Here is an 11,900-nt window from a genome sequence, read left to right as displayed (position 1 = left end):
CTAGGGACCATGAGTCCCTTCGGCCGCGCGTTCGCCGATGGCGACCGGCTTGAGGTGGCCGGCGCCGTCGTGACCCTGAAAGTGCACCGGCGTGCGCGCCGCGTGTCGCTGCGGCTCGACCGCACGAAGCGCATGATCGTGGCCACCGCGCCCTCAGCCCGCCGGCTCTCGGAAGCCGCCGCCTTCGCCCGCGAGCGCGCGGGCTGGATCGCCGACCGCATGGCCGAGCTGCCCGACGCCTCACCCGTCCATCCCGGCATGACCATCGAGGTCTTGGGCGAGCCGGTACGCCTCGAAGCAGGGGAGGGCCGGGCGAAGTGGATCGAGGCTACGGAGACCGAGCCGCATCGCATCGCCGCCATGGGAGAGGGCGAAGGCTACGCCCGCGCCGTGATCCTGATGATCCGCAAACGCGCGCTGGCGGTGCTGAGCGAACGCACGGCCGTCCATGCGGCGCGGCTGGGCGCGCCGATGCCGAAGGTCACGCTCACGGACGCCAAGGCCCGGTGGGGCTCCTGCAGGCCCACGACGCGCGGGATGCCGGCGTCGATCCGCTATTCCTGGCGTCTTGCGCTCGCGCCCTTCGCGGTGGCCGACTATGTCGCCGCCCACGAGTGCGCCCACCTGCTGGAAATGAACCACGGCCCGAAGTTCTGGGCCCACGTGAAGACCCTGATTGGCGACGAGCGGCGCCACCGCGCCTGGCTGCGCGAGCACGGAGCCCGGCTGCACGCCTTCGGACGGGTCTAGGCGACCTCGGCCTTCGAGGCTGGGCCCACCCAGGAGGCGACTATGCCCCGCTCGGCAAGGCCGTCGAGCAGGCGCTTCACGTGCACAGGGTTCTGCATCAGCAGGAGCGTCATCCGCGGACTGTGCAGGGCGGCTCGGCTGAGCACCAGGCCGCGACCGCGGCGGACGGCGAGGCCGGCCTCGACCAGGCCGTTGACGTGGCGGCGCGCCGTCTCGGCCGGCAGCTTCAGCCGCTCGGCCAGGGCGCGGGTGGAGAGCGGCGGCGTCTCGTCCTCTTCCCTGGCCAGGGTCTCGACCACCAGCGCCATCAGCATGAGGGTCGAGACCACGTCGCCGGCTTCGGCGCGGAACGGCTCGGTCACCCGCAGGACGTAGTCGGCCACCAGGCCGGCGGCGCCGCGGATCGGCTCGGCCTCGGAGGTGTCGTAGTTGGGCTTGGGCATCCGGCCGATCAGGTCCTGCCGGGCCAGCTCCTCGTACATCATCTTGAGCCGGCCGTAGGCGAAGAGCACGCTGGCGAGGTAGCGTGCGGACGACAGGAAGCTCGCGGGCACATAGACGCCGTCCGGTCCGACGGCGCAGGCCCCATGCTCCGTCAGCCGCCTGATGCGCTGGCGCACCGTCTCGAACGGCAGGCTCAGCGAGGTGGCGATGGCGCTGACGCTCACGCGACGTCGCTCGTCGTCCCTGGCCGGCGCGTCCAGCGAGCCGTAGCGCTCGCGGGCCTCTGGATCCCGCCGCAGCGGGGCGATGTTGGCCTGGTTGACGGCCAGCACGATCAGCCCATCCAGCGGCTTCAGATCGCCGACCCCGCCCGCCGCCACGTCCAGCGCGAACGCCAGCGACGGCTTGGCGATCATCATGTCGCGCAGGGTCACCTGGCTCGCCGGGGGCGGGATCGGGCTCATGGGACCGGATCACCGCAAGCGGGGCTTATCCACAAGGCGCCCAGAGGCCGCACGACGGGATTTGGTACTCAGATTGGGGACTAGAAAGGCGGATCTTCGCGCCGGACGCGCGGCGTCTCGTCGAAGGCCGAGGGCGGCGGCGCCTCGGGATCCTGCAACGGCGGCTCGCCTTCGACGAACGTTTCAGGGTCCTCCAGCGGCTGCGGCGGCGGCTGCACCACCGATCCCGGGATCGGCTGCACGCGTAGCCGGGGCAGGGCGGCAGCCATGAAGTCGTGCCAGATGCCTGCGGGGGCGCCGCCGCCGGTCACGCGCTTCATCGGCTTGTTGTCGTCCTTGCCGACCCACACGGCGGTGACGAAGCCGCCTGTGTAGCCAACGAACCACGCATCCTTGTAGTCGCTCGTCGTGCCGGTCTTCCCAGCCAGGTCGTAGTTGGGGACATTGGCCCGCGTGCCGGTGCCGGCGTCGATCACCCGGCGCATCATCTGGCCCATGTAGGCGAGCGCCGGCTGGCCGATGACGGGGGTCCGCGGCGGCTTGTCGACGCCGTGGTCGTAGAGCACGCGGCCGCTGGCCGTGCGGATCCGCTCCACCCCGTACCCCCTGGCCATGAAGCCGCCGTTCGCGAACGGGGCGTAGGCCTGGGCCATCTCCAGCGGGCTCACCTCGACCGCGCCGAGGGCCATGGACGGGTCGAGCTGGATCGGCGAGGAAATGCCCAGCCGCCTCGCCGTGGCCGCCACGTTGGAGGTGCCCACCTCGTTGGCCAGCCGCGCGGCCACCGTGTTGATGGACTGCTCCAGCGCCTTTTCCAGGGTGATCGGCCCCAGGTACTGGCCGGTGTAGTTGCGCGGCGTCCAGTTGCCGATCTTCACCGGCTCGTCGACGACCGGCGTCTCCGGGGTGCGGCCGGCCTCCATCGCCGTCAGGTAGACGAACGGCTTGAAGGCCGAGCCCGCCTGGCGCCGCGCCTGGGTCGCCCGGTCGAACTGGCTCTGCAGGTAGTTCACCCCGCCGACGTAGGCGCGGATGCGGCCCTCGCCGTCGATGGCGATCAGCGCTGCCTGTTGCACCCCCTGGCTCTCGGCCGCGGCGACGCCCTTCTGGACGGAGAGCTCGGCGGCGGCCTGCAGCGGCAGGTCGAGGGTGGTCTCCACCACCAGGTCCTCGGTGGGCTCCCCCACCAGGCTGCGGACCTGGTCGTCCACCCAGTCGGTGAAGTACTGCGCGCGCTGATTGGCGAGCACCGGGTTGACGCGTACCTTGGTCTGGAAGGCCTGTTCGCGCTCGGCCGGGGTGATGAACTTGTTGCGGACCATCTCGTCGAGCACGATCGTCGCGCGCCGCGCGGCCCGGTCGGTGGCGGCCACCGGCGAATAGCGCGATGGCCCCTTCATCATGCCGGCCAGCAGCGCGCTCTCGCCGAGGGTCAGCCTCGAGGCGGGCTTGCCGAAGTAGCGCTGGGAGGCGGCCTCGATGCCGTAGGCCCCCGCGCCGAAATAGACGCGGTTCAGATAGAGCTCGAGGATCTGTTTCTTGGAGAACCGGGCCTCCAGCCAGATCGCCAGGATCAGCTCCTGGGCCTTGCGGCGGTAGGTCTGGTTCGGCGTCAGGAAGAGGTTGCGCGCCAGCTGCTGGCTGATCGTCGAGCCGCCGCGCAGGGGCCCGCCCTTGCCGCGGTGGGTCAGGTTGTAGATCTGCGAGCGGGCGATGCCCCAGGGGTTGAAGCCGAAGTGGTAGTAGTACCAGCGGTCCTCGATGGCGATGAACGCCTTGGGCACATGGTCCGGCAGGCGATCCAGGTCGACCGGGGGCGCGTACTGGCTGCCGCGCACCGCGACCAGGGCGCCTGAGCGGTCCAGGTAGGAGATCGAGGGCTGGCGCTTGACGTCGTAGAGCTTCGAGGTGTCAGGCAGGTCGACGGCGAAAACCGCGAAGAAGGCGACGATGAAGATCAGGCCCCAGACCCCCAGGACCATGGTCCAGTAGAGCAGCGCCTGGAGGGGCGATCGCTTCGGGCGGGGCTCGCTCGGACCGCGACCCCCTGGTCCCGGCGACTGCGCATTGGCCATGTCGTCGTCCTGCCTGGTAGCCGCCCCCGGCCGGGGCGTTCCTTATCACTGGCACCGAACAGCCAACAAGGTTGACGAGGCATGAACGCGCCACCCGCGCCACCGCTGTGCATTGGCGCATAGCGGCGCTGCGAAATTTGCGGTTGCGCCCGATCTTAACACTGTTATCTTAGCGATGCTTAGTTCGCGTCGCGACGTTCGGTGGGGATACCGGCGTCGAGCCACGGTGCGGACGAGGCCGGCGTCTTGAGCAGGGACGCCGCACACTCCCCGAAACGCCTGGAGGGCTCAATGAAGCTCCAACTCCTCGCGGCCTGCGTGGCCGCCTCCACCCTCGCCGCCGGCGCCGCGCTCGCGGCCGAACCTGTCACCGCCAAGCTGCAGGCCCCTGTGGCCGAGAAGACCAAGTTCATCGCGGGCGGCGCCATGTTCGTCTGCGAAGCCGACACCTGCGTGGCCAGCGCGCCGATGTCCCAGACCTTCAGCACCGGCGCCTGCAAGGCGATCGCGTCCAAGGTCGGTCCGGTGGTCAGCTTCGGCGCCCGCAAAAGCTTCGAGGCCGACCGCCTCGCCGACTGCAACGCGACCGCGATCGCCAAGGCCGGCGCCGGCCCGCAGCTCGCCAAGCAGTAAGCCGCTCTCCCAGCAGCTCTCTCTAGAGCTCTGTCACTAAGGGCGCCGGAGCGATCCGGCGCCCTTTTCTTTAGGCGATCCAGTCTCCCGCCCCGATCTGCCCCGGCGAAACGCCGGTGAGGGTCGTGATCAGGAACGGCCAGTCGCCGGCGTTGGGCGCGTCTCGGTCGAAATAGGCCTGTGTATTGCCCTGGCTGTCCGAGCGGAACTCCACCGAGCCGCCGGGCGAGGCGTCGAACAGGCCGGAGAGGTCCAGCTTGTCCACACCCGCCGTGAAGTCGGTGATCCGGCCGGCGTTCCACGGCGTGTCATTGAACACGAAGTGGTCGCGTCCGGCGCCGCCGGTCAGTTGGTCGGGGCCGCGGCCGGCGATCAGGGTGTCGTGCCCGTCGCCGCCCTGCAGGGTGTCGCCGTATTGGTCGGAGACCAGCACCTGGCCGGTCGGGTTGTCGTCATTGACGATGCGCCCGCCGATCGCCGCGATCCCGAAGCTCGCGCCTGAGGCGTTGGAGAGCGAGACGGAGAAGTCCTCGTCCGGCTCCAGCGCCGTGTCGCCCGCGACCCGCACCTCGACGACCTTGCTCGTTTCGCCGGGCGCGAAGGTCACCGTGCCGGCGGGCAGCACCCCGCCCACAAAATCGGCGGCGTCGGCCTTGTTGGCGCCTGTGCCCATCACACTCCACTGAGCGCTGGAGGTCCCCGACGTGTCGCCGGTGCGGGTGACCGTGTACTGGTAGATGGTGGTCGTGGTCGCGCCGCCTTCCGGCTGCACCTGACCCTGGCCTGTGAAGCCGATCTGGGTCGCGCTCGGCGGCGGCGGCTGGCCCGTTCCGCTGCCGAGACCCGCCCAGGTGAGGCCCGAGGCCGAGACCCCCTGAAGGGTGGTGATGTTGAACCAGATGGTGTTGCCGCTGGCCCTACCATCGGTGTCCACCAGCACGCGGGCGCCGCCGGAGGTCTGCTCGAAGCGCACCCAGCCGTCGGCCACCGGATCGGAGCCGGTGTAGCCGTTGTCGGCGAGCAGCTCCGAGAGGTCGAGCTTGTCGGTCCCCACCGCGAAGTCCGTGATCACCCCAGCGTTCCAGGGCGTCTCGCGGATGATGAAGACGTCGCCCGCGCCGCCGCCGGTCATCTGGTCGGGACCGCGGCCGGCCAGCAGGGTGTCGGCGCCGGAGCCGCCCACCAGGGTGTCGCCATAGCGTTGCGAGATGATCACCCGGCCTTCGCCCTGAGGCGGCGGCTGGGTGCTGTCGTCGTTGAGGATGTCGCCCCGCGCGGCGGATGGGCCGAGCGTCCCGCCGGTGACGTTCTGGAGGTTGATCGCGAAGCCCTCGTTGGGCTCCACCGAGCTGTCGCCGGCCACGGCGATGTCGATGAACTTCGTGGTCTCGCCCGCCGCGAAGGTGAGCGTCCCTGAGGGCATCGCGCCGCCCGAAAAGTCCGCGGCGTCGGCCGGCGTGCTGCCGGCGCCGACCACCGAGTACTGAACGGTCGTCTGGCCACTCGTGTCGCCCTGCCGGTTCACCGTGAAGCGCATCGTCGTGACGCCGCTCGAGCCCTCGTTCTGGCCGAGGTAGTTGCTTGAGTAGAAGCCGACCGAGGGCTGTGGCGGGGGAGGCGGCGGACTGGAGCCGCCGCTAAGCTGGGACCAGGTGAGATAGCTGGTTCCGAAGCGCTCGCCGCCGCCGTAGACGCCGTCGAGGGTGATGATGTGGCTGCCCCACTGGTCGGCGGTCCCGCGGCCGTCGCTGTCGAGATAGATCGCCGTGCCGGAGTTGGAGTTGATGATGCGGATGTATCCGTCGGCCACGGGGTCCGAGCCGGTATAGCCCACGTCGGACAGGGCGCCGGTGAGGTTGAGCCGGTCCGTCCCGACCACGAAGTCGGTGACGCGCGCAGCGCTCCAGGGGACATCCGCCCACGCGAAGACGTCGCCGGATCCGCCACCGGTGAGCACATCCGGACCCCGGCTGGCGTTCAGGGTGTCGGCGCCGGCTCCGCCGGTAAGCGTCGAGCCCGGCCCGGGCGAGTTGATCACCTGCCCCGACGAGCCGCTGCCGCCCTGAACGGTGATGCTGAGCTCCAGGGGGAACTTGCCGGGCACGCCGTCGCCGTCGGCGTCGCGCAGCACATACTGGAAGGTGTCGCGCGAGCCGTCCGCGACCCCTGCCCTGGCCGCATAGCTATAGTTGCCCGACTGGTGGAGCGTCAGCGTGCCGAAGCGGCCCTCGACCACGAGATTGCCGTTGCCGTCGTAGGTGTTGTCGAAGGTGTTGCCGCCCTGGCCGGACACGGTGGTGATGCTGCCGCCGTCTCCCCCGAACCTGTCGTTGGCCAGAATGTTGCCGGTCACCGCCGGGCCGCCCGCCGTGGCGGTCGCGCCCTCGCCGCCGCCGTTAGGATTGTCGTCGGTGACGCTGAGGACCATGTGCGTCCCGCCGGTCGCGCCGTTCACGTCCGTGGCGGTGACCGTGAAGAAGTCCCGCACGGTGAAGTCGTTCGCGCCATTGTCAGCAACACGGTCGTGGAAGACCGGGCTCTGGAGGGTGTACGACCAGCTCAGCTTGCCGGCCGCGGCGTCCCAGCCGGTGATCTTCAGGACCCCGCCCAGTGTCTGAATGTCGGCCGCCGTGAACACCCCATCGCGCACGACGGTCACGCCGTCGAAGACCACGTCGTCGATGGCGGCCGAGGCGGTGATCGTGACGGCGCCGCTCTTGGTCAGCGCGGCGGCGTTGGGATGGGTCCCCTTCGGCAGATCGCCTTCGTCCACGGCGAAGTCCGATCCGGTCACCCGCGGCGCGTCGGCGGCTATGGTCAGGTTGAAAGCCTGCGAGGCTGGCCCGATGTTGCCGGCGAAGTCGGCCACCTGCGCGGTCAGCGCGTGCTGGCCGTTGCTGAGCGTCGGCGTCCAGGTGATGTAGCCGCGCTGCACGTCCTCCTGGCCGATGTGGAAGATGTTCACCTGCTGGCCGTTGTCGAAGACCAGCACCTTGTCGAGCCACTGCACGCCGATGCCCGTGAGCGGAATATGGACTGCAGGGGTGGTGTCGTCCGTGGTGGCGCCGTTGGAGATGTCACCCTGTTGCGCCCCGACGTTGTCGGCCGCCTTCGCCAGGACAGGCGCGCCCGGCGCCTGGGTGTCGACCCGCATGGGAATCGACCGCTCGGCGCTCACCAGGCCGTCGGCGTTCTCGAAGCGCGCGGCCAGCTCATAATTGTTGTCCGACAGCGGCGAGGTGACGGCGATCTCGACGTATCCCCTCGCAACGTCTTCCGGCGTGACCTGGACGAAGTTGCTGGGATTGGTCGGCGCATTTGTGCCGAACCCGCTGGAATAGGCGATCTCGTACGCCACCCAGCCGACCTGGGAGACGCCGATGCGAACGGTGGGGGTCGCGTCGTCCGTGCCTCCGCCCCCGCTATAGACGCCTTGGGTGGCGCCCACGTTGTCCACCCACGCCACCGACGGCGGCGGCGGCGGGGGCGTGAACGCCGGAGGATTCTGCGGGTCGATCTCAAGTGTGTGGGAATTGCCGCCCCGGTCCGTCCAGGTGGCATGGAAGTCGCCTTCCGCGTCGACCGTGATCTCGGGACCGGCCTTGGCCGAAATGGTGGCCGTGCGCACCACCTGGCCCGTGTTGTCGTAGAGCTGCAGCCGCGCGTCCGGAACCGTCATGCCATGGTGAACCGTGGTGATCGAGCCCACCAGGAAGCCGCCGTCGGGGGAGACCTCCAGGTCCCACTGCGACCCGCCGAACAGCGACCTTAGCTGGGTCCCGTCGGCGCCGAAGACGCCGCCCACCAGGGTGAGGCCGTCCATGGTGTTGTTGGTGGCGCCTACGACGTAGCCGCCGTTGCTGAGCGCGTAGACCTGGTACTTTTCGGTGGTGTTCACCTGGGTGGTGAACTCCGCTCCGAGCTTTTGGCCGGCGCTGCCGTACTTCTGGGCGTGGATCACCCCCCGGAACGTCGAGTTCGGGTCCTGTTCGACCCAGTAGTCCACGCGCCCGCCATCAGTCGTCGCGATCGTCTCCACCGCCATCGGAATTCTCCCAGCCAGCACGACGGGTCGCCCGAGGGGACGGCGCGCCCGTTTTGCCCCGCCAACATGGGCCGCGTCCGGAATGTTCCCTGGGTGGAGGAGGTCAATCGAATGTGAGGTATGGCGTCACTGTAACAAGCGCCACGGCGCGGCAGCGCGGTCGCCCAGCGCATGGGTGCGTCGTCGATCAGCATCAGGTCGCCGTTCTTCGTCTGGCCACGCTTGAACCGCCCACCGGTAGGCGGACTGTGTTCCCCCAGCCCGGGATTAGATCCGGGCTCTCACAGGCCTCGTGACAAATCCTCGACGGCTGGGTCATCCCCCTTGGTTGCGGTGCGGGAGGTCGCGTGCTATCAGGCGCGCGGCTTTGGGCCGGGGGTCTTTCAGGCCCTTGTTTCCGAAGTGCTTTTCCTGAGCGCTTTCAAGCCTTTAGGTTGCAGCGGAAGAACCCGCGGCGGCCCACATGACACGCACCGGGCGGACATTTAAGTGGCGGACGATTCACAGGCTTCGAACGTGGGTGGCAGATATGCCCAGGCCCTGTTCGATCTCGCGAATGAGCAGAACCAGATTCCGGCCGTCGAGGCCGACCTCAAGTCACTGAAGGCGGCGCTCGCCGACAGCCGCGACCTGCAGATCCTGCTTAACTCGCCGTCCTTCGACGCCGAGGCGAAGGGAAAGGGGCTGGCGGCCATCGCCGACAAGGCGCAGTTCCACCCGACGACCAAGAAGTTCCTGGGTCTTCTGTCGGCCAACGGGCGCGTCGCGGCGCTGCCCTCTGTCATTTCGGCCTTCGAGCGCCTATCTGCAAACGCCCGCGGCGTGGTCTCCGCCCAGGTGACCACCGCCGTCCCCCTGACGCCCGCCCAGTCCAAGGGCGTGGCGGCCGCGCTCCGCCAGGCGCTCGGCAAGGACCCTGAAATCGAGACCCGCGTCGATCCCGCCATCCTCGGCGGCATCAAGGTGCGGGTCGGATCCCGTCTGTTCGACGCTTCGCTGAAGTCGAAGCTCGATTCCCTCAAGTTCGCCCTCAAGAGAGCGTAAGATCCATGGATATCCGCGCCGCCGAAATTTCGGCCATCCTGAAGTCGCAGATCGCCAACTTCGGCGAGGAAGCTGACGTCTCCGACGTCGGCTCCGTCCTCTCCGTCGGTGACGGCATCGCCCGCGTGTTCGGCCTCGACAACGTCCAGGCCGGCGAAATGGTGGAGTTCCCCTCCGCCGGCGTGAAGGGCATGGCGCTGAACCTGGAGCGCGACAACGTCGGCGTCGTGATCTTCGGCCAGGACCAGCAGATCAAGGAAGGCGACGAAGTCCGCCGCCTCGGCGAGATTGTGGACGTGCCGGTGGGCAAGGCGCTGCTGGGCCGCGTCGTCAATCCCCTGGGCGAGCCGATCGACGGCAAGGGCCCGCTGACCGGCGTGGCCGAGCGCCGCCGCGTGGACGTGAAGGCTCCGGGCATCATCCCGCGCAAGAGCGTGCACGAGCCGGTGCAGACCGGCCTGAAGGCGATCGACACCCTGATCCCGATCGGCCGCGGCCAGCGCGAGCTGATCATCGGCGACCGCCAGACCGGCAAGACGGCGGTGGCCATCGACGCCATCCTGAACCAGAAGCAGGTCAACGCCTCGGGCGACGAGAGCGCCAAGCTCTATTGCATCTACGTCGCCATCGGCCAGAAGCGCTCGACGGTCGCCCAGATTGTCAAGACGCTCGAGGAGCGCGGCGCGCTGGACTACACGATCGTGGTCTCGGCCACCGCCTCGGAGCCGGCCCCGCTGCAGTTCCTGGCGCCCTTCGCCGGCTGCGCCATGGGCGAGTGGTTCCGCGACAACGGCATGCATGCCGTGATCATCTACGACGACCTTTCCAAGCAGGCCGTCGCCTACCGGCAGATGTCGCTGCTGCTGCGCCGCCCGCCGGGCCGCGAAGCCTATCCGGGCGACGTGTTCTACCTGCATAGCCGCCTGCTGGAGCGCGCGGCGAAGCTGAACGAGGAGAACGGCTCCGGTTCGCTGACGGCCCTGCCGCTCATCGAGACCCAGGCCAACGACGTGTCGGCCTACATCCCGACCAACGTGATCTCGATCACCGACGGCCAGATCTTCCTCGAGACCGACCTGTTCTTCCAGGGCATCCGCCCGGCCGTGAACGTCGGCATCTCGGTGTCGCGCGTGGGCTCCTCGGCCCAGATCAAGGCGATGAAGACCGCGGCCGGGCCCATCAAGGGCGAGCTCGCCCAGTACCGCGAGATGGCAGCCTTCGCGAAGTTCGGCTCCGACCTCGACGTCGCTACCCAGCGCATGCTGGCGCGCGGCGAGCGCCTGACCGAGCTCCTGAAGCAGCCGCAGTACTCCCCGCTGGCCGTGGAAGAGCAGGTCGTCAGCGTCTACGCCGGCACCCGCGGCTACCTCGACAAGGTCCCGACCAACCAGGTCGGCCGCTTCGAGTCCGAGCTGCTCAGCCACATGCACGGCAAGCACCAGGACATCCTCGACGAGATCCGCACCAAGAAGGACCTCGGCCCCGTCGAAGATCGCCTGAAGCAGGTGCTCTCCGCCTTCGCCGACAACTTCGCCTAAGACCTGGCCGACGGAGAAAGTAGCCGGCGATGGCCAGCCTCAAGGAGATGCGCAATCGGATCGGAAGCGTGAAAGCCACGCAGAAGATCACGAAGGCGATGCAGATGGTGGCGGCGGCGAAGCTGCGCAAAGCGCAGGACGCCGCCCAGAACGCGCGCCCCTATGCCACGCGCATGGCGGCCGTGATCGCCAACCTGGCGGCGGGCGTGACCGGCGACGGCGCGCCGCGCCTGCTGGTCGGCACGGGACAGGACCGGCGCCACCTCGTCGTAGTGGCGACTTCCGACCGCGGCCTCGCCGGCGGCTTCAACTCCTCCATCGTGCGCGCTGCGCGCGAGCGTATCTCGAGCCTCCTCAGCGAAGGCAAGGACGTCCGTATCCTGACGGTCGGCCGCAAGGCCCGCGACCAGTTGCGCCGTCTGTACGGGGACCGCGCGGTGGGCACGTTCGAAGTGGGCGGCAGCCCCTCTCTGGCGGTGGCCGAGGAGGTCTCGCAGCGCATCCAGGAGTTGTTCGAGGCCGGCGACGTGGACGTCGTCACCCTGTTCTACAGCCGCTTCAAGTCGGTGGTCACCCAGACCCCGACCGCCAAGCAGTTGATCCCCGCCGAGGTGGAAGGCGGCGGCCCCGCCATCGACCTGAAGGGCGCGGCCTACGAGTACGAGCCGGAAGAAGGCGCGATCCTCGAGGCGCTGCTGCCGCGCAACATCACCACCCAGCTGTTCTCCGCCATGCTGGAGAACCAGGCCGGCTTCTTCGCCGCCCAGATGACGGCGATGGACAACGCCACCCGCAACGCCGGCGACATGATCGCCAGCCTCACCCTGCAGTACAACCGCTCACGCCAGGCGCAGATCACCAAGGAGCTGATCGAGATCATCTCCGGCGCCGAAGCGCTCTAGCTACC

The 11,900-nt window shown here is 69.0% G+C and carries 8 protein-coding genes; 5 read left to right on the top strand and 3 right to left on the bottom strand.

The genetic code is table 11. The features are described from left to right. Nucleotides 1–9: 9 nt before the first annotated feature. Nucleotides 10–750 (top strand): SprT family zinc-dependent metalloprotease, encoded by a 741-nt coding sequence (locus VIL76_RS12470; RefSeq protein ID WP_332045356.1) that lies wholly within the window; start codon nt 10–12, stop codon nt 748–750. Here VIL76_RS12470 and VIL76_RS12465 read toward each other — a convergent pair. Together VIL76_RS12465 and VIL76_RS12460 are read right to left on the bottom strand one after the other, a co-directional pair. Then, nucleotides 747–1,658, bottom strand: coding sequence for a hypothetical protein (locus tag VIL76_RS12465; protein WP_332045355.1), 912 nt, complete (start codon nt 1,656–1,658; stop codon nt 747–749). The two genes, VIL76_RS12470 and VIL76_RS12465, sit on opposite strands and share 4 nt — an antisense overlap. An 80-nt stretch (nt 1,659–1,738) precedes the next feature. Beyond that, nucleotides 1,739–3,733, bottom strand: a complete 1,995-nt coding sequence (locus VIL76_RS12460; RefSeq protein WP_332045354.1) for a penicillin-binding protein 1A — start codon at nt 3,731–3,733, stop codon at nt 1,739–1,741. Nucleotides 3,734–4,024: 291 nt separating this feature from the next. On the opposite strand from VIL76_RS12460, the gene VIL76_RS12455 reads away from it, so the two are divergent. Continuing rightward, on the top strand, nt 4,025–4,366 hold the full coding sequence (locus tag VIL76_RS12455; RefSeq protein WP_332045353.1) for a CC_3452 family protein: 342 nt from the start codon (nt 4,025–4,027) through the stop codon (nt 4,364–4,366). Nucleotides 4,367–4,436: 70 nt separating this feature from the next. Here VIL76_RS12455 and VIL76_RS12450 read toward each other — a convergent pair whose 3' ends face one another. Next, on the bottom strand, nt 4,437–8,411 hold the full coding sequence (locus tag VIL76_RS12450) for a type I secretion C-terminal target domain-containing protein (protein WP_332045352.1): 3,975 nt from the start codon (nt 8,409–8,411) through the stop codon (nt 4,437–4,439). A gap of 489 nt (nt 8,412–8,900) precedes the next feature. Here VIL76_RS12450 and VIL76_RS12445 point away from each other — a divergent pair, with 489 nt between their 5' ends. From VIL76_RS12445 to VIL76_RS12435, 3 genes are read left to right on the top strand one after another with little or no spacing between them, the layout of a single operon-like run. Continuing rightward, the gene (locus VIL76_RS12445; protein WP_332045351.1) at nt 8,901–9,455 is read left to right on the top strand and encodes a F0F1 ATP synthase subunit delta; all 555 of its coding nucleotides are present in this window, start codon (nt 8,901–8,903) and stop codon (nt 9,453–9,455) included. 5 nt (nt 9,456–9,460) lie between these two features. After that, the gene (atpA, locus tag VIL76_RS12440; protein WP_332045350.1) at nt 9,461–10,993 is read left to right on the top strand and encodes a F0F1 ATP synthase subunit alpha; all 1,533 of its coding nucleotides are present in this window, start codon (nt 9,461–9,463) and stop codon (nt 10,991–10,993) included. 29 nt (nt 10,994–11,022) lie between these two features. Further along, nucleotides 11,023–11,895 (top strand): F0F1 ATP synthase subunit gamma, encoded by an 873-nt coding sequence (locus tag VIL76_RS12435; RefSeq protein WP_332045349.1) that lies wholly within the window; start codon nt 11,023–11,025, stop codon nt 11,893–11,895. Nucleotides 11,896–11,900: the final 5 nt, after the last annotated feature.

It is taken from the genome of Phenylobacterium sp. (assembly GCF_036563285.1).
GTDB lineage: Bacteria > Pseudomonadota > Alphaproteobacteria > Caulobacterales > Caulobacteraceae > Phenylobacterium.
This window is presented reverse-complemented; position numbering and strand designations above follow the sequence as displayed.